The sequence below is a fragment of the Paenibacillus sp. CMM36 genome, assembly GCF_053570945.1.
On the sequence record NZ_JBSEDY010000011.1, the window covers coordinates 22,166 to 40,974 of the forward strand.

20 protein-coding genes are annotated in these 18,809 nt (G+C 46.0%); 2 read left to right on the top strand and 18 right to left on the bottom strand.

Features of this window, described 5'->3' with window-relative positions; all coding sequences use genetic code 11:
- Positions 1-7: 7 nt before the first annotated feature.
- The 13 genes from ACWA2B_RS19755 to ACWA2B_RS19815 form a co-directional block, all read right to left on the bottom strand.
- Positions 8-844 (bottom strand): HAD family hydrolase, encoded by an 837-nt coding sequence (locus ACWA2B_RS19755; RefSeq protein WP_449292547.1) that lies wholly within the window; start codon positions 842-844, stop codon positions 8-10.
- A complete protein-coding gene (locus ACWA2B_RS19760) occupies positions 841-1,992 on the bottom strand; it encodes a cysteine protease StiP family protein (RefSeq protein WP_449292548.1) in 1,152 nt (383 codons plus the stop codon). Before ACWA2B_RS19760 ends, ACWA2B_RS19755 begins: the two co-directional genes overlap by 4 nt.
- Positions 1,989-3,467, bottom strand: a complete 1,479-nt coding sequence (locus ACWA2B_RS19765; RefSeq protein ID WP_449292549.1) for a phosphoribosyltransferase family protein — start codon at positions 3,465-3,467, stop codon at positions 1,989-1,991. The genes ACWA2B_RS19760 and ACWA2B_RS19765 overlap by 4 nt, the downstream gene beginning before the upstream one ends.
- On the bottom strand, positions 3,388-4,575 hold the full coding sequence (locus ACWA2B_RS19770) for an HpcH/HpaI aldolase/citrate lyase family protein (RefSeq protein WP_029517564.1): 1,188 nt from the start codon (positions 4,573-4,575) through the stop codon (positions 3,388-3,390). The genes ACWA2B_RS19765 and ACWA2B_RS19770 overlap by 80 nt, the downstream gene beginning before the upstream one ends.
- 167 nt (positions 4,576-4,742) lie before the next feature.
- The gene (locus ACWA2B_RS19775) at positions 4,743-5,477 is read right to left on the bottom strand and encodes a TerC family protein (protein ID WP_029517565.1); all 735 of its coding nucleotides are present in this window, start codon (positions 5,475-5,477) and stop codon (positions 4,743-4,745) included.
- 26 nt (positions 5,478-5,503) lie between these two features.
- Positions 5,504-6,772, bottom strand: a complete 1,269-nt coding sequence (locus ACWA2B_RS19780) for a TerD family protein (protein ID WP_341071703.1) — start codon at positions 6,770-6,772, stop codon at positions 5,504-5,506.
- A 224-nt stretch (positions 6,773-6,996) separates the two neighbouring features.
- Positions 6,997-7,578 (bottom strand): TerD family protein, encoded by a 582-nt coding sequence (locus ACWA2B_RS19785; RefSeq protein WP_023987194.1) that lies wholly within the window; start codon positions 7,576-7,578, stop codon positions 6,997-6,999.
- 31 nt (positions 7,579-7,609) lie between these two features.
- A complete protein-coding gene (locus tag ACWA2B_RS19790) occupies positions 7,610-8,185 on the bottom strand; it encodes a TerD family protein (RefSeq protein WP_013308970.1) in 576 nt (191 codons plus the stop codon).
- A gap of 47 nt (positions 8,186-8,232) precedes the next feature.
- On the bottom strand, positions 8,233-8,826 hold the full coding sequence (locus ACWA2B_RS19795) for a TerD family protein (protein WP_069012933.1): 594 nt from the start codon (positions 8,824-8,826) through the stop codon (positions 8,233-8,235).
- Positions 8,827-8,854: 28 nt separating this feature from the next.
- Positions 8,855-9,301 carry a tellurite resistance TerB family protein gene (locus tag ACWA2B_RS19800; RefSeq protein WP_013369616.1) on the bottom strand — a complete coding sequence of 149 codons (447 nt, stop codon included), beginning with the start codon at positions 9,299-9,301 and terminating at the stop codon, positions 8,855-8,857.
- A 273-nt stretch (positions 9,302-9,574) separates the two neighbouring features.
- Entirely contained in the window at positions 9,575-10,522 is a 948-nt protein-coding gene (locus tag ACWA2B_RS19805) for an ATP-grasp domain-containing protein (protein ID WP_341071702.1), read from the bottom strand.
- Between the two features lie 58 nt (positions 10,523-10,580).
- Positions 10,581-11,129, bottom strand: coding sequence for a YcxB family protein (locus tag ACWA2B_RS19810; protein WP_341071700.1), 549 nt, complete (start codon positions 11,127-11,129; stop codon positions 10,581-10,583).
- A 305-nt stretch (positions 11,130-11,434) separates the two neighbouring features.
- Positions 11,435-12,466 (bottom strand): WXG100 family type VII secretion target, encoded by a 1,032-nt coding sequence (locus tag ACWA2B_RS19815; protein WP_209950004.1) that lies wholly within the window; start codon positions 12,464-12,466, stop codon positions 11,435-11,437.
- Between the two features lie 198 nt (positions 12,467-12,664).
- Here ACWA2B_RS19815 and ACWA2B_RS19820 point away from each other — a divergent pair, with 198 nt between their 5' ends.
- Both ACWA2B_RS19820 and ACWA2B_RS19825 read left to right on the top strand, forming a co-directional pair.
- Entirely contained in the window at positions 12,665-13,447 is a 783-nt protein-coding gene (locus ACWA2B_RS19820) for a Cof-type HAD-IIB family hydrolase (RefSeq protein ID WP_029517570.1), read from the top strand.
- Positions 13,448-13,536: 89 nt separating this feature from the next.
- The gene (locus ACWA2B_RS19825) at positions 13,537-14,325 is read left to right on the top strand and encodes a formate/nitrite transporter family protein (RefSeq protein ID WP_039272492.1); all 789 of its coding nucleotides are present in this window, start codon (positions 13,537-13,539) and stop codon (positions 14,323-14,325) included.
- 89 nt (positions 14,326-14,414) lie between these two features.
- Here ACWA2B_RS19825 and ACWA2B_RS19830 read toward each other — a convergent pair whose 3' ends face one another.
- From ACWA2B_RS19830 to ACWA2B_RS19850, 5 genes are all read right to left on the bottom strand, one after another.
- Positions 14,415-14,660, bottom strand: coding sequence for an HPr family phosphocarrier protein (locus ACWA2B_RS19830; RefSeq protein WP_209950003.1), 246 nt, complete (start codon positions 14,658-14,660; stop codon positions 14,415-14,417).
- 90 nt (positions 14,661-14,750) lie between these two features.
- On the bottom strand, positions 14,751-15,620 hold the full coding sequence (locus tag ACWA2B_RS19835) for a DL-endopeptidase inhibitor IseA family protein (protein WP_209950002.1): 870 nt from the start codon (positions 15,618-15,620) through the stop codon (positions 14,751-14,753).
- 111 nt (positions 15,621-15,731) lie between these two features.
- Positions 15,732-15,965 (bottom strand): hypothetical protein, encoded by a 234-nt coding sequence (locus ACWA2B_RS19840; RefSeq protein ID WP_039272563.1) that lies wholly within the window; start codon positions 15,963-15,965, stop codon positions 15,732-15,734.
- 175 nt (positions 15,966-16,140) lie between these two features.
- Complete coding sequence (locus tag ACWA2B_RS19845; protein ID WP_397376031.1) at positions 16,141-18,006, bottom strand: rhamnogalacturonan lyase; 1,866 nt, start codon at positions 18,004-18,006, stop codon at positions 16,141-16,143.
- A gap of 157 nt (positions 18,007-18,163) precedes the next feature.
- Positions 18,164-18,721 (bottom strand): DUF1273 domain-containing protein, encoded by a 558-nt coding sequence (locus ACWA2B_RS19850; RefSeq protein ID WP_449292550.1) that lies wholly within the window; start codon positions 18,719-18,721, stop codon positions 18,164-18,166.
- Positions 18,722-18,809 lie beyond the last annotated feature (88 nt).

Consider the following 18,809-nt stretch of genomic DNA (forward strand, 5'->3'; position numbering starts at 1 on the left):
CCCCTATCTATTCTGAAAATGAAGTTTGAGCTGCGAACACACTCCGGTGTATTTCATGAACATACGCCATGATTTCGTTCGCTGCATAAACCCCCGACACTTCTGTAAAACGATAATTGACCTCCAGCTTATCCCGCAGTTGTTCCCGATACAATTCACCATGACGCGGAGCAATCGCATAATCGGCATAGTCCAGCAGACAACGGTCTAGCAAAGAGTCACCGGACGCAACCACGGCCCCTCCATTCGTGAGGTTACGGATATGCTCCACGGCTGCCTGTTTATTCACGGCTGCAGGTACCAAATACACCTTACGACCTTGAATGGATACTTCCCAGCCCATTTCACGCATAATCCGCGCCTTCTCCAGCACCTGTTCCAGCGGCATACGATCCCGTTCAATCATGAAAGCATAGAATAACTCGTCGCAAAAGCGTTCGTTTACCACCCAGTCTTCATGCAGCACCTGCCCGAACACCTGACGTGCTTCTTCCGCGTGAGCACCATCACGGCGCACTTGTTCATGAATACGCCGATTCCACTCTCGATCCACCTCGCCTCCCACAATGATGTTTCCGCCATTACTCGTCACGGCATATGCGGGAACCAACTCCGTCTGAAACACCGTGATTCGTCTATACTGTTCTATCGTCCGAGTCGTCACAGGCATAAACATCACATCTTCAGGCAGTGTCTTTAGCAATTGCAGGGCTTGTTCAGAAATAAAAGCCGACGTCGCCCCGTCTATCTGTTCCGCAGGCAACAGACCAGGGGACTCCAGCGGTACGCCAAGCGAACGTTTGGAGTAAATCAGTGTCTGATCCAAATCACTTGCGTAGATCATTCTTGTCCCCCCTTGAGCGGCTTGATAATTCCGCAGCAGGAATAAGTCAATCCTTCAAACACCTCTACAGGCACTCCACGATCCTTTGCCAGTAGCATAATATGCTGAAGATTCGGATTATCTTCGCGGTCAATCAGAATTTTCCACGGCACTCTACGCAGCAGTACACGAGTCGTCTCCCCCACTCCGGGCTTGACCAGATTGATATCCCGAATACCAAATGCCTGCTGAATCGCCTCAATATCCCGTAAGCCCTGCCATGTCACCGCAGGCGGATTCAATGTCATTTGTTCAGCATATGCAACAGCCGTTTCAGTCACGTCTTGAAAGTACCCGGATACCGTATCCACAAACGTATTGGACTGATCCACTGACCGCCAGGATTCATAAAATTTGGCCCCATGGAAATCGTCAGGGCCTATGAGATCATCGCGCAATACCGTCCGACTCATCAAACCTGATACAGTCGAATTCAGACAAGCACTTGGGATCAAATAATCTTCTCGTGTACCGAAGGTCTCCGAACATCTGCCCGGATCGGCCAAAACCGCCAGATCATCATTTAGACGCAACCCGTAATCCGTGTTCATCTCACGACAGGCCTCAATCAATACCTGACGAATCGCCCCTTTCCCCGTCCAGCCATCGACAAACTGAAGTTCAATCCCCAGCCCATGCTGCTGTAAAATGTATAATATCGCATTTCGGTCAATGCCTTTGCCACGAATAATAGAAATGCTGTAATGCGGCAAGGATACGCTATACTTCCAGTCAATATAACGCTTGATTAGGATACCAATGGGCGTCCCTGCTCTAGCCAGAGAAACAATCGCCGTATTTAAGCCTCTTTTTCTTACAATCATCTCAGCCACAGAAGCTGCCGCTAATGCAACCTTTTGGGCAGATTGGGCAAGCGTTTCGTGAAACAATGCAATATACTCTGCGGTGGGCTCGTATTCCACTGGCAGCATTTCTGAATAATGGACGCCCGACTGAATCGCCTCTTCACGATCCTCCGTCCCTTTTTCCAACGTAACCCTACTCAAATCCTTCAATAAAAATGTGACATCCGAGGCAGGATAACTGCCTAGAGGTTTGGGCGGATGAATGTTCTTCTGTTGTATTTGCTCCATGAGTGCTTGCTTCATATCCGCGCTCCTTTACTCTCCTGTCTAGTTAAACCGTTAAAATAAACGACATGCACTTTATCGCAGCCCAGACGGTTCAAAGCCTCCAGCATGGGGTTCATCCGCTCTAGGTCCGACTCCCTTTCCATCAAAACGAATATTTCGTCATACTGACCAGGGTCTACATTATAAATAAAATTGCGTATCGTACTGTCCTCAGGCGATCGATATGTCACACCACAAGCGACTCCATACCCTTCTTCTCGGTGGGGATATACCGGGCTGCGTGTCGTCGATTGAAAATACACATCCGGGCCTAACTCTGCTGCAATCCGCATTGGAATGTACATGAATTCTCCCGTGCCCATAACCAGCGTGCGTTGCCCAGAACGAAGTTGCTTCAGTCGTTCGGCTGTACGCGTGATTTCTGCATCCAACGCTGAATTGTCAATGGATTGTAGACCAAAACGGCCTGTATATTTTAGATAAGGAGCTGTATTGGTGTACCCGTCCGTTGACATGGAGCTGTGTACTACCCGCTCAAAACCGGAAGCCTCCTGTTCAAAACGGTGGTCAATTATTCCAGAAGCATCTTTATTAACCTCTGCCATGCTAGTGGCTGCATGTTCTGGGTTCCCAGCCTGTCCAGCATATTCTGCGTGATCCAGTATTGGTACTCCCTGTACCTCAATCTTTCCTTTGAGCAAGCTTAAAGGCGTAATCGTAATGCCTAGCTCTACCTCCAGATCAGCGAAAGCCTGCTCGTCGCTGTCTGTCCGCCAATCCAATAACGAAGCAATCACATACTGTTTACGCGGAAAATGCTCCTGAATATCCCGTATGATATTAAGCGTTGTTTTCCCCGTCGTAATTTCATCATCTACCAGCACAATCGGGCCATCACCCGCAAAAGCACCTTCATCCAGTGCATAGCAACGATGATCAACAGCGTGCGAATGCTCTTCTTCAAACCGAATAATAGGCCGAAGGCCCGGGATATCCTCGCGCGTCGTATGAATATACGAGGCCCCGTCGTCAAACAACCGATACATACTGTGTCCCAGTGCTGTAGCCGTCTCGGCAAAACCAACAAACTTGATCGGCTCCGTAAAAGCAAAAGCTAAACGCTCATCCATCAGCTTTCGATAGGCCTCTTTCGCATAGTCTGGGTTAAGTAGTCCTCTCACGGCCTCTCCAATCAGTTCATCCATCTGTTGTCCCGCTTGTGGGACAAGCTCCTTATATAGCAGGATCGCCAGCGCCGCACCACTGAGCAGAGAGGTGTATGGGTTTACCGGAATATGCTTGCCCAGCACCTTGCTGACAAATAAAAACGAACGCTTTTTATTGACCCGTGCCGCCATCGCAAACAGCTTGTCCACAGGAAGACGGAATGGATTATGAGTCTCCGTAATTTTAACGCTGAACTGCTCCAGGATTGGCAGCAGATGTGTTTTCGTGGTTGGGTAAGAGACTGACAAAATGTTGTTGTTCATGTAACACCCCGTATACTTTTGATCTATTGATAATTCGATGAGCCCAATTCAAATGCGGCTTAATTTCATTCATTTTGTTGGCATAGGTACTTTTGAATACACCCAGACTACCGTCGTTACGCTCAACAATTTCAAGTGCATCCATATACTCTTCATGTGTCACCGCATACATGGCCTGTACCGGCTTAATATGGGAGGGATGAATAATCGTTTTGCCGATAATCCCATTCTCTTTGTCCATCATGACTTCTCGGATCAGTCCGTCTACGGCATCTGAGATGAAGTCCATCCGCAAGTGTCGGCCCGGCTTCCCAAGTGCATCTTCGAAAGGAGATACTCTTAATTGAGGTTTAAAGACACGTTCTCGGTGAGAGAAATATTCCCATACAGGACCGGAAATGACGTAATTTGAGCCCACGCGTCCAAACAAGTTAATAATATCTGCGATGCAATCCCGAATGACGGCAATTTCATAAATCGTAATATCCGGGCTGCGTCTCAAGCCATACAGACTGGAAAAATCGGTTGCTCCAATGCGTACATTCAACACATATTCCTGGTACTCGTCTAAGATTTCTTTAATCGACAATAGCTCTTTCCAGCGGGTTTCCCGATAAATGATTTTGGAGCTTTCAAGAATCGGTAGCCCGTACAGCACAGGCATGTTGTTTTCGTTTCCTGCCCCTGTATGCATACTCCGGTTATATTCTGCAATGAGTGCAAAATACGCTCGTCCATTATCAGAAGAGAACTTGGGTAAGACAAAGCCCGTGAGCAGTGACAAAGATTCACCCAAACCGTTCAGTAGTCGTTCCAACTGCTCCACAGAGCGCACACGCACAAATAACAAAGGTAATTGCTGTTCACTCATCATCCCCGTCCGTACATAAGACAATAGTTGAAACAGCTGCTGCGCCAGCGATTGTTCCGCCTGCCCGACCTGCTGATCCCCTATCGCATCCTCCAAATCCAAAATGACCGTTGTTAACCCTTCATGTTTTCCATTTTTGATCTCTTCCGCTACTTCCGAGCGGGTCGCTGGCATGTACAAAGCCGCTCCTATCGCATAAGCCAATATACTTTTGGGAGAACGGTTATGAAACTCCAACGGTGGAGTATAAAAGATCGCTTCTACTTCCTCAGAGGTTAAATCATTAAAATATTTCAGGGCTCTTCCCCTCCTCTTGCTCTTTCTTGCCTGACTGAAGCCCTGTGCTCCGGGTATAAAAGAAATCCCCCCTTAGTTTCAGGAGGGATTTCGCTATACTTTGTACATTAAGCCTCTTTGTCGGCCTTTTTCTTTCTTTTCGCCGAGCTGATAACCATTGTGCCTACAAAGACAGCAATCAAAATGCCGAAAAATAAAATCTGCGACATATGAAAGCCAAAAGCAGCAGCCAGCATTTTACCCCCGATAATGGCGATCATAATAAAGGCTGTCTGTTCCAGTTCCGGAAATTTATCAATGAGCTTGAGGAACACTTGAGCAACGCCACGCATCATCAGAACGCCGAGAATACCACCCAGGAACAGAACCCATACTTTCTCGCTCACACCGAAAGCTGCAATGACGCTGTCAATACTGAAGGCAATATCCATCAGTTCGACCATTAATACCGTTTTCCAAAAAGAAGTAGGTTTGTTTTTCACTTCTCCATCACCTTCGGACTTGAATAAGCCCTTATAAGCGATATAGAGCAGATAAGCTGCACCCAGTACCTTAATCAGGGTGAACTTAATCAGGAATGTACCCAAGCCGATAGCCAGGAACCTGAATATATACGCACCCAAAATCCCGTAAAATAAGGCTCTCTTCTGTTGTTCCTTAGGTAAGTGTTTAACCATAACTGCGAGAACCAAGGCGTTATCCGCCGATAAAAGTCCTTCCAGCAAAATGAGAGTTCCTATAATCCCCCAACTCACTGGATCAGTAAGCGTACCTACAACATCACTCCATGAAAAGAAATGGCCGTAGTTTTCGCTGATATTTTTAAACAAATCATTCAACATGAAAAGAGTGCCTCCGATAATTCAATTTATTTGCTACCCTGCGACCAGCGCATGCCCCAGTTATAGGCCCGATCCAACTCACGATGACCGCCATAGAACTGCACGAGTCTTTCAATGCTAAACGTTTCATCGTTTACATTTTGGATCATGGCAATTGCACACATCCCTTTGCGATTGTCATGTTCATTCATGTGAACGATAATGTCCGGCCCATCCTTCTGGTACAGCGTGACTACCCCGTCCGCTTGTGACCAGTTCGTGACTCCTTCATAGATGAAGGTAAACACCAAAATTCGCTTAATTTCAGAAATTTTAGCACCGTTGATGCGAAGATTTTCCCCTGTTTTCACAGAGCCTGTTCGGTCGTCGCCATCCAGAGCAATGTACGGAAAGCGATTTAGAGAACCGAAAACTTCCCCAAGCGCCTGTACAACGCCTTTATCTCCATTCTTCATCTCATATAAGCAGCCCAGATCCAGATCGACACCCTTAGAGCCGCGATTAAAAAATCCCTTGCTTTGCTGCACCTGATTCCAGTTCAGATTGATCAGGATTTCACCCAATCCGCCTGAGCCCTTTTTCAGATTAATGGTGTCGCCCTTCTTCTTCAGCTCAATTTTCCGCAGATTCAGATTCACCGGTGTTGCAGATGGCTCTGGCTTCGGAGCAGGTGGTACGGGTGGCGGCGTTGGTGCTGGTCGAGGCGCTGGAGACGGAGGTGTAGGCACTGGCGTGGGAGGAGCCGGATTATTTTCCACTTCAATCCCAAAATTAACGCACAACGCATCCAATCCACCGGAAAAACCTGCGCCAATCGCGTTGAATTTCCATTCCCCGTTATGACGATACAGTTCACCAATAACAATCGCAGTTTCCACTGTAAATCCACTGTCCAAATTAAACCGCAAAACCTCTCCGCTAACCGGATGAGCAAAACGAATGAACCCACCTTGAACCTGTCCAAAATTTTGCCGTTTCTGATCCGCATCATAAATCGTCAGCGTAAACGCAATCTTCTCGATGTTTGCAGGAATTCGCGTCAGATCAAGGGCAAATTGCTTTTTGTCACCGGACTGTTGTCCGTCTGAATAGGTGATAAAGGGCGTGGTCGGATTGTTATAAAAAATTAAATCCTCATCGCCCGATACTTTTCCTCCAGGACCTAGCAAAAATACCGAAGTATCCAGCTCCAGAGACGCTGGGGACTCCCAGCCAATCCCTACGTTGACATGGGTCAGGCCCGGATTTGTTTTCGTCAAATCCGCCTTCTGTCCCTTTACTACGATAACAGCCATGATTGTGTCACCTTTCTGTCGGTTTGTCATGTGTCAGCGTACGCTAATGTAGCATTTTGCATCATTCGATTCCCAACGCTCATAAGTACAATATATAGACGAACTAAAGCGTTTCGATCTATATATTGCTGATTTAAAAATGCTCTTGGGATTTATGCAAAATGCTCAATGTAATAGCTTAAAAAGAAAGGGTAGCGCCCTATGGACACCACCCCAAGTGGATATTATTGAGCGTCCAAGCCATAGTTTTTAGCAAGCGCACCCAATCCACCAGCAAAGCCACTACCGATAGCCTGGAATTTCCAGTCTGCATTCTGACGGTAAAATTCACAGAATACGACGGCCGTTTCGGTGGAAAAATCTTCTCCCAAATCGTAGCGCAGCACTTCACGATCCGTTGCTGCATCTACCACACGCACAAAAGCATTGGACACTTGACCAAAGTTTTGCGCGCGTGCCTCGTAATCATAAATGGTAACCGTGATCCCGATACGGTGGATGTTCGCAGGAATCTTCGAGAAATCAACGATGATTTGCTCGTCATCCCCATCGCCCTCACCTGTGCGGTTATCGCCTGTATGGGTAACCGATCCTGCTCCACCTGTCGGGTTGTTGTAAAATACAAAATCATCCGCAGCTTTGGCTTTGCCGTCTTCATAAAGTAGGAAAGCTGAAGCATCCAGGTCAAAGTCCGCGCCACCACTGTATTTATTCGTATCCCATCCAAGACCTACAACGACACGAGTCAAGCCAGGATTCGTTTTGGTCAGATCAATACGTTGTCCTTTGGAAAGGCTAATGGTCATTCCGCATACCTGCTTTCTTTGTATAGATTTTTTATGCCAAACCGTAATCGCGCGTCAATCCTGCAAGACCATCTTGGTAGCCACTACCAATGGCATTGAACTTCCATTCACCGCTATGACGATACAGTTCGCCTACAACAACGCCTGTTTCGATTGAGAAATCTTCTCCCAGATCAAAGCGGACCAATTCTTCATTGTTTGCTTCGTTTACGATACGAGCGTAAGCACGGGACACTTGTCCAAAGTTTTGGCTGCGTTCTTGTGCTTCATAGATTGTAATCGTAAAAGCGATCTTTTCAACGTTAGCTGGCACGCTACCCAGATCAATTTTAATTTGCTCGTCATCTCCGTCGCCATCACCTGTGCGGTTATCCCCTGTATGAACGACAGAGCCGTTCTCATTTTGTGGGTTATTAAAAAAGACAAAGTTCTTATCGGACTCTACTTTACCTTCCGCATTAGCCAAAAATACGGATACGTCCAGGTCAAAATCTTTACCGCCATCGTATTTGTTTGTGTCCCAACCGAGACCCACTGTGATTTTGGACAAACCTGGATTTGTTTTCGTCAAATCAATTTTTTGACCTTTGGATAAGTTAATTGCCATGAGTAAGAACCCCTTTTCACATTAAGTTTTGTATGAGCAACCTAAAATTACATATAACGCTGAGCCAGCACATCAATATGTACGGCATGGGTTCCTTCACCGATTGCAGCAAACTTCCATTCGTTGTTATGACGATAGAGTTCTCCACAGACCAGTGCGGTCAGCCCCTCATAATTATCAGATAAATTAAACGTCACCAGTTCCTTGGAATTAGCACCATCCAGAATGCGGATATACGCTTTCTCGATCATCCCGAAGTCCTGTTTCCGGTTAACGCAATCATATATATTCACAACAACAAGCACTTTGTCGACATTGGCAGGAATACGTGCCAGGTCAATTTCAATTTGTTCATCATCGCCGTCACCTTGTCCGGTCAGGTTATCACCGGAATGCACGACAGAGCCACATGGACTTTTTTTATTGTGGAAACACACTACGTTATCTGACTGAGTCAGTTTTCCGTTGGCATCCAGCAAAATGGCAGAAGCGTCACAATCAATATTGGGTTGCTTCTTGAAGCCAAAAAATCCTTTGGACTGTACAGGGTCCCATCCCAATCCTGCTATAACCTTGGTCAGTCCTGTGTTTCCCTTGGTCAAATCAATTTTCTGGCCCTTGACCAGATTAATTACAGCCACTGATTAACACACCTCCCTTCCGTAAAATTTACAGACTAAATTCAGACGGATTCAAACCAAGCGCGCCGCAAATCTCAGCCACAATTCGCTGCTCATTGGCATCAAAGTCACCATCAGCTGCGCCAATAGCGCTACATACGCCAACGACGAGTCGGCCTACTTCTGGCTTACCTTTCAATTTACCAATCGCCTTCAGTGCTTCCTGTTTACCGATTTCAGGTGAAAACTCAAAGTTCGCTACATAGTGATTGAAACGGTTGATGACCTCACCCATATCAAACACTTTCAATTCTTCACTGATATTTATGTATCCGGCCATTTTTGTTTTCTCTTCCGGACTAATCGTACCGTCAGCAAATGCTACTAATGCACAGCCTGCAACAACAGCTTCCATAAAATCTTTATTCTTAAACTTCTTAACTTGGTCTCCAAGTCCTTTTTTAGTTGTATTCAACCAATTTTTAAATGTACTCATGTTTCCCTCCACAATTACGTATTTGGGTAAAGGTATCCTAGTTAATTTCTTCCTTTACTATAACCTGAATTACGATCTTTTTCTACAATAATATACAAAAATACGGTAAATCCGATCTATTTATTATTAGTATCCTCTCTATCTTTAGCCCTATTTTCTACATAAAAGGCCCTCTTCTATCATCCATCATTTGCTACCCCAATTGCAAGTCTGTGAAATGTCAAAATTGATAGAAAGGCACAGCCTTCCAATTCAACAGAAGCACTGTGCCTTTTACCATAATCCACGGTTCACCACCGCTTTTTTTAAATTGGTATAGAACGCTTCAAGATCCGTGTGCTCAGGCAGTCCCGAAACTTGCCCATCTCCCAATTCTATAATAATCCATTGTCCTGCTTGTGTACGAGCAATATCCATTGTGAAAAATGGACTTTGGATTTGACGTGCAATCTGAATAAATTCATCCAGATCTGTAGGAACGGTCTCATATGCAGCCTCATCCCAGTAATTAACTGTAAAAACAGGCTCTCCGAACATGAAGAATAGACGATATTCTTTAGACAAGGGCATGCCACTTTTGGGGTGAAGGGTAAGAAATTCTAAAGGTACGAACTCCCTTAACACAACTCCTCCATTCAATTCTGTCCCCTGAAGTTCAACAAAACGACGAATCACCCGTTCCACATGCACCTGATCTGACGCATCCGGGATATAACAGGCGTCCAGCCAATCATGTTTCCGTGATTTAACGAAGTCCTTGACCATTATTGCTGTCGTTCCAAAAGGCATGACCGCCTCTCGAATATGCTCCGCATCCAATTGGTCCCGCTCCATCCATACACTCCGAGGCGTAAAATTTTGAATTAACGAGTATGAATCAGGAAAATAGTGACAGTTCCTATAACTTTCAGCACTTGTCAGCATCCTGATTCGCTTTGCCTCCAAGTTCGCAGTCCAAGCACCATATACTTTGGGCCTTAACATCCATCCACGGTATAGCGCGTTCACGTACTCGCTTCCCTGTTTAGCAACATACTCTCGCATATTCTTAGAAACAATATATGGGTTAGACCCTGATCCTTCCCGTTCATCCTCGATCAGATTATCAAAATTGACCAACCCTGTATCAAAACCAAGACTCTGTGCAACCTCGCACTCTTCACGGTAATCCATATCTACACTTTTAGAATTCAGAGGATCGCTACAAAATAGAAGATACATATGAGTTCCTCCTTTTAACATATGTATTACCCTTTAATTTTATTTACTAAAAATACAATTATTCTCTATTTAATTTACTCATTTTGTCTATAAATTTATAATCCCATCTCTCTGATCCGATCTGGGTCTTCAACATTTCTTTGAATTGTCGGCGCTCCAGTCTACTAGAAAAAATCCGCTTAGGGACCAATATAAATTTATGATTAGGCAGCAATATATAAAAGGCAGTCAGCGTATTAATGACCCCCTTTACTTCATCCCAGTTGTAACCCGCAGAGTACGTAAAATGAAGACCCTCCTTTGAAAACTCATAATCTTTTTCAATAGGCCATTGTGGGTGATTTAGGTAGTTAGCTTTCACTTCTTTAATAGTAAAGAAAGGAATAATTACAAAAACTAAGAATGGAAAGAAGAACATCGCTATCGTATTAGGATCTACTTCATTATCTACTATAAGCTTGTATGTAGCCATAATGACCAACAGAAACTGGATTGATGCCATCAACTTAAGCCCAGTAGACTTCTGATACTTCAAACAAAAATTAAATAACATGATATCTTTCAATGTTAGCCTGTACGTGTACAGTAATGTCTCTGATTGTTGCATATCGTAACTCCTCTCCCTACCCTCTCAAAACAACACGACTACTAATGGATGGTTTTTTCATTTACTATTTCTCCCTCTAAAACTAGTACTTTAATCTTTTTCGAATATTCAATTAAATTACCTTGGATATGTATTCTATCTATTTAATATATCGGAATTCAGAAAAAAATGGTAAACAAAAAACCCACAGACCTCTCCAGCTAGTGAGTTTACAGTTTCCACCTGCCGCTCACCTATTCCAGAAAAAAAGACTGTAGATTTTATGGGTACTCCTAAACACGTTATTATCGTTCACTGCTCAAGATCTAGTTATAATCTTCCCAATAGCGATACTCCATTTCATTCTCACCTTTGGTGACGATGATCATGTTCTCAATATGTCCAGTTTCTTTATTCGTTCGGTAGATCATGGTACGGGTTTCGCCCTCATCGGGTACAGAGAAAAGTACTTTGTCACTGAGCATGCCGCCACCAATGCCGACGACGTGTTCCCCCCAGCCGGAGGCTGCGCCAGTACCGATGCCCGAACCTCCCCCACTAACACCAGCCCCGCGCGACAAAATAAGACCTATTCCATATCCGGTGACGGTCTGGGCCGTTTTACCTAGAGCATGCTCTCCGGCTGATTGGGTATGCTTTTGGACCCAGTAATCGTATTTATCCGTATTTTGCTCATAACTCACAACATTCCCTTTTTTATCTATAGATATATCCGTTTTGCTTCCGTCTTTACCTGTCAGTTCAGTGACGGCGACAAGGGAATCGGATGTGATCTTGGAGGTCTCTCCTGTATTGTAATCTGTACGGGTAACGGAGTCCTCATATTGCAGCTGCAGGACATTCATCTGGTCGTGAATTTTCTGCATAACCTGCTTGTCGCCGATGGCCTCGGCGTTTTTCAGTAGTTCCTCATATTGATGATATTTAACCGCGTCTGCCTGCTCCCATTCGTCTATGTTTTTGGGCTGCTTGGCAATTTCACCACCATGATCTCCAGCCTCTCCACTGCCTGCCAGCGCTGCGCTAGCGCTCATTGCCGCAGCTAGGGCTGTCCAGAAGCCACGTGTGCTTTCACCATCCGCATTTCTAAATTTCGAAGCGATGCTTTTCAGCTCAATTTCAATGGATTGAACCTTATTTAATACAGAAGATAGTGTATATTTAGCCGTTCGATAGTCATTATAAAAACGATTCCTCTCCATACCATCCCACTGGTTGTGAAGGTAGTTCATTGTGCTATCCAGGCCATTTAACTGGTTATACAGTGTGCCGTGGGCATTGGCAAATTGGGAGGCCACGCTGTCCAGCTGCTCCGGTGTGACTTGGATTTTTGTCATGGTGATCACATCCCATCTATGAAATAGGAGATAGAAATTATATTTTACAGTAAGCCTTATTTCATATTGTAAGCTATAGAGGTCGGACATTCATGAGGATTTATACGTATTTGTGTATTCAGAAGCAGTTCCTTTGATATAATGAATCCATATGAGTTCATTTCGACAAATACATTATTGAAAGTCAGGTGTAGGGACATGTCAGACAAAAAAATTATCTTTTTCGATATCGACGGTACATTGCTGGACGATGACAAGAAAATGCCGTTAACGGCAGAAAAGGCCGTCTTTGCTTTGAAAGAGCTGGGACATGAGGTGGCCATTGCAACAGGACGTGCGCCTTTTATGTTCAAAGATATCCGCGAGCAGTTGGAAATTGACTCCTACGTCAGCTTTAATGGGCAATATGTCGTGCTCCGCGGGGAAGTGGTCGCTACCAATCCGTTGAACAGAGAAGCCTTGCAAACGATGACCGATCTGGCCCTCACACATAATCATGCCCTTGTATATATGGATCATATGGACATGAAGGCCAATATTCCTAACGATGAGCTTGTAGAGAAATCGGTCCAAACGCTTAAGGCCAAGATTTCAGTTGGATACGATCCGCTCTATTTCCAAGGAAGAGATATTTATCAGACGCTGTTGATGTGTACAGCAGAAGAAGAGCCTTTCTATGAAACGGTATTCAAGGCGTTTGACTTTGTGCGCTGGCATCCGAGTTCTGTGGACGTTGTTCCTCATGCTGGCTCCAAAGCGAAGGGTATTCGCGAAATTACGTCCAGACTGGGCATTGCCGCTGAAAATCAATACGCCTTTGGCGATGGCTTAAATGATGTGGAGATGCTGACAGCTATACATAACAGCGTCGCGATGGGCAACGGCTGTGATGAAGCCAAAGCCGCAGCTAAAATGGTCACAAAACGCGCAGATGAAGACGGTATTTTGTACGGACTGCAAAAGCTTGGTTTGTTAAGCTAACAGAATTGCTGATAGACTGGACATGTTTCGGGAAAAATAAAGTCTGTTTAAAGACTTACATATGAGAAAATAGGAGGTTGTCCTTAAATATGGAGACGGAAGGCTTACGCAATGTCGAACAGCTAGCCATGAAGAAGTACAAAATTTACAAGCAGAGCCTACTCCGGTATTTGGCACGTTCCATGCTGGCGAGTATGTTCATCGGGTTCGGCGTTATTGTAGCCTTCAAGACGGGCAACTTTTTTTACATGGAGCATTCTCCATTCACTTATCCCATGGCGGCGCTCACATTCGGAGCGGCTATCATTCTGATCGCTTACGGCGGCGGGGATTTGTTTACAGGTAACACCTTCTATTACACTTATGCTGCGCTCCGTAAAAAGCTACGCTGGGGACAGGTGCTTCGATTATGGGCTGCCAGCTATGGCGGTAATTTGCTGGGTGCGGGGGTATTTGCACTCCTTATTTACTTGACCGGGCTGTTTGACTCCTCCAGCGTGAACAGCTTTCTACTGAGCGTGGTTGAGCATAAAATGGAAGCGCCTGCAATGCAGCTATTCTTCCGAGCTATTTTGTGTAATTGGCTGGTCTGTCTTGCCTTTTTTGTTCCCATGTTTATGAAGGAAAATGGTGCAAAGATGTTTGCCATGATGCTGTTTGTGTTCTGCTTTTTCATTTCGGGATATGAACATAGTGTGGCTAATATGTGTACTTTCGCCATTGCGCTCGTGCTGGATCATCCGGGTACGGTTTCTGTCGCTGGTGTGATCCATAATCTCGTTCCGGTCACGCTCGGAAATCTGGTTGGCGGCGTGCTGCTTATGGGGGTTATGTACTATTCGGTGAATCTCCCGTTTTTAGACGAGGAAGAACACTAAAAAAAGAAGCCGTGGGACTTAGGTTCCACGGCTTCTTTGCGTTATTTTAGTAATAGATCATCCAGTGTTTACAAGTGCCTGCTTGCCTTTTATCCTTCTTGAGCAGGAAAATGGATAAACTCCTCCAACTCCTTGAACAACTTCTTGGGATTAACATTGTCAGGTACAACCAGAGTTAGCGGCTCATCCAGCTTCAGCACGTACATGCCTAAAATGGATTTGGCATCTGCCATGCCGCTTTTGCCATGAATCCAGATGTCATACGTAAAATTGGATACGATTTGATTGATTTTTTCAATATCCTTAACGTCTTTTACCTTGATGGGTGTCATCATTGCACAGCACTCCCCTGCATTGAATTGGGGCTTACGAAACAAGCCTTAACATCACTTTACCCCATATGAAGCCTGTTGCAAAATCTTAATTTAGAAAATGACATGCGGCGCAGAGCTGATTTTCCAGTAGCTGCCGACCTTTTCAAAATTCACGGTGATTTTCTCATTCGCCTGCTTGGTTTCTGCCGGATAAGGCACGGTCAGCAGGTAGCTGCGCTTCACCGGAGTCATGGTTACCATTTTCGCCGTAGCCCGGTTGAACTCTAACAAATTGCCACCATCTGCGTTCAACTGAGCTAATCTGCCATTAACTTCGACGAAAAATTTACCGACAAATTGCTCACTCGCCTGCTTTGTGTAGGCCTGCGTCAGATAGCTGATCAATTTGGTCTTTGTACCGATGTCCTCGGACAGATAGCGGTAGCTTTTACCGTTCAACTGGAACGACTTACCCACCGGGCTGCCACCACTGATTGCATATTGATAACGAGACTGCGCCTCCAACACAAGCGGAACCGCACTCTCGTGGTTCAGCTTGTCCAGTTGCGTCGGTTTCACGTTGGTAGCCGCTGCTGCTGGCGCTGAAGTGGACGGCTGTTGCGGCTTAGACGGCTTCACAGTCGAAGGTACGATCGGAGCAGCCGCGGGTGCTACCGATGTAGATGGACGCTGTGCTGGTGCAGACGGAGCTACTGGTGTAGCGGCTTTGGCAGAACCTGCGGCTGCAGCCGGGGGCGAGCTTGCTGGAGCCGACGGCGCTTGCGCCGGGGCTGGAGTCGTAGCCGGTGCAGACGCTGCTGGTGCTGGCACCTGACCCGGGGCGGATGCGGCCGGACTGGCAACGCTCGGTTGCGTCGCTTCCGCTGGAGCGGTCACAGCGGGCGCGGCAGCGGCGGCCTGTGCCACGCTCATAAGTGTGGCCGCAATGCATAGTGCGGATAGCTTCGTATTTAATTTCATACTTATATACACCTCCATAATCATATGTCTGCATAAACTGCAGACATTTCTATTATAAGAATTTCGCTTCTCGATTGGGTTGCTAAATTGTTTCTATTTGCCTTTTTTTGTTCATTCTGCACGAAGTTTGTCCGTATTTGCCGGGGACGGTTGCTCTGACTGTTTCACTTGCTTTGCCTCCATCTCTTCCAAAGATAGCGACAGTTGCTTAACAGATCGGTCCAGCTCCTCTAATCTGCGGCTCAAAGTGACGAGGATGTATTTTAACAGAATCAGACTTAATGCAGCAGGGAATCCGACATTAGTTACGAGCTCGATCATACCTTCAGTCGTTAAAGAACTCACAGATTCCGCCTCCTTTTTCATACATATATTCCACCGATAAGAACTAATGTTCCCATTTTTATGGAAAGCATACGTTATCTCTTGGGCTCTCATGACAAAAAGAGCTCCAATTCGCTTGGAGCCCTCTCTGTTTTTGTTCATTCTATTTGTTTTCAAACCACTGTCTAACGACATATCAAGGAGTATATATATTCGGCTGCTGGGGCTTGGACATCCCTTCTCCCAGATAAAACCCGGTGTGCGGCGGCTGATTATAAGCTACGTTTTGCCAGGCAACACTCAAGCGATACACTGGATCATGCATAAGCGTGTAAAATCGATGTTCTGACTCGTATGGTGTTGTGTAGATACGCAGCGCTGAATTATCACTTTTACGCCAAATGACTTCCTCACGCCAGTCACCGAACAGATCGGCCTGCAAGGACGGCGTTCCTTTGGTTCCGTTATTGGAACTCGTTCCTGTTGCCGTAAGCAAGTTGGAAGTAGTCGAGTTCGTGTAGTTCCACTTGTCTATCTTTCCAGCGCTTGATGAGGTATGATCCAGCAGTTCACGGAGGAGATCCCCATCCCACCAGATGCCAAAATTAATGGAAGACGGTAGCGTGTTGGTGATGAGCTGTCCCTTGGCTGAACGCAACCCAATACCCGGTGCCCACTGCTCGTTCCCTTTGGTCCGCGGGTCAATGTCTGCTGACATGCCTCTTCCGGTATCCTTGCCTGTATTTACGCCCCATAAAATATTTCCATTACGCGGATCGTACATGGCAGCTCCGTAGGTGGCATTTTTGTCCTCGTTCACCTTGAACACTTCATAGCCCGAACGGTCGGGGTCTAGATCGCCAACATGAAGTGCATCACCATGTCCCATCCCGGTGTTAACCAGCTTCGCTCCGTTATCGTCTACAACCAGCGAGCCATACACAATCTCATCCTTATCATCTCCATCCACATCCGCTACACTCAAGCTGTGGTTCCCCTGTCCAGCCGTTCCGGCATTGGTGGAGCTGTTGCTGTCAAAGGTCCAGCGTCGGCTCAGGTTACCATTCCGCCAATCATATGCGACCAGAACGGTGCGAGTGTAATACCCACGTGCCATCACTATGCTGGGTCTCACGCCATCCAGATAAGCAACCCCGGCGAGAAAACGATCTACACGGTTACCATAATTATCTCCCCAGCTCGATACCGTTCCGCGTGGTGGCACATAGTCAATCGTACTAAGAGCCTTGCCTGTATCACCTGAGAACACAGTGAGAAACTCGGGACCTTTCAAAATATATCCACTCGTGTTTCGATGATCAGCCGAAGCGTCCCCGATCTTTACACCTGTACCATCTACCGTGCCGTCTGCTGTTTTACATACGATCTCTGCTTTGCCGTCTCCGTCAAAATCATAGACGAGAAATTGCGTATAGTGGGCTCCAGCCCGTATGTTCCGTCCCAGGTCGATCCGCCATTTGCGCGTTCCATCCAGTTCGTAGCCATCCAAAAATACATTTCCCGTATAACCGGATTGCGAATTATCCTTGGCATTGGAAGGGTCCCATTTTAACACAATCTCATACTCGCCATCCCCATCGAGATCCCCTACGCTGGCATCATTGGCATGGTACGTGTAGCTCACATTATCCGGAGTTGTGCCTCCCGCGGGCTGCTGGATCGGAACATCCAGATAGTTGTTGTTCCATACCTTCACCGCAGGAGAAGCGGCCTGCTCTGCTCCATTGACCACGGCACGAACGGTATACGAAGATGAGGTCGAACCTGCCTTGTCCAAAAAGTTGGTTCTCGATGGTATCGGCGCATCATTCACCTTGCTTGTCCCTCTGTACAAATTAAAGCCGACCGAATCCGCTTCCGTGCCCAGCAAGCGCCAGCTCACCAGTACACCCTCAGGCACCTTAACAGCGACGGCTCCCCGGTTCAGCTTTTCCATTTGTCTCGTAGAGGCAGCAGAGACCTGGCTATCCATCGGGGTAACCACTCCACACAACATGACACCGAGACAGAGCAACGCAGTATACCGAAACCTTTTGTTCATCTGAATCATTAGCTCCTTTCATAGTTTGTATTTTCAATAAATTTATTTTATGTGACTGATAAGTTATTGTTGTTTAAATTCTATGACAGCGCTTACATCAATGTAAAGGGACGAATACGTCCTTTTTGTTCAAAAATCCGGGCTAATGCTTTAAAAATCAGAGGTCCATGAATAATCGTTCTTCATCCGCAATGCTCTGGATATCCTCCGAGCTGATGCTAATATACTGATAGCCCTCTGCCTGTTGTTTTTTCAATGCAACTTCCTTCATAAAACGTGGGCTGCCCTCTCCGGCATCCTCATCGTAAACAAGCAATAAACCGTCTGTTTTGCGGAAAAGAAGTTCATCCCGTGCCCTAAGTTGCCATATCCCCTGATAAGGCTGGCGGCTGACTACTCCTACATAGTCAACTTCGGCACAAATCTGCTGAAAATATTCCTTTTTGTCCTCCTTCCATTTTTCGTCCATATTTTGATAAGCCATCATAATAGAGCATTTGAGGTGGGGATATTGCTGTTTTAGTGCAGTAACGACCTCACAGGCCCACAAGTCCACCCCATATTGGCCTGGGGTAATCACCCATTCCAGCCCTTCTTCAATCAGGGGAATAAGCCTGCCTGCAATCGCCTTTTTAATATATGGAATGCCTTCGTGCTTCTGACTGAAAATATTCAGCTCATGGGCACGATAGCCCGAAACGAGCAAGTTTTTCATCTTCTCAACGTCCTTCTCCGATTATCATAAAGGTTATTGTACCACTTCAGAGCAGGCCACTAAACACTTCATTTTTTGGTGGAACGAT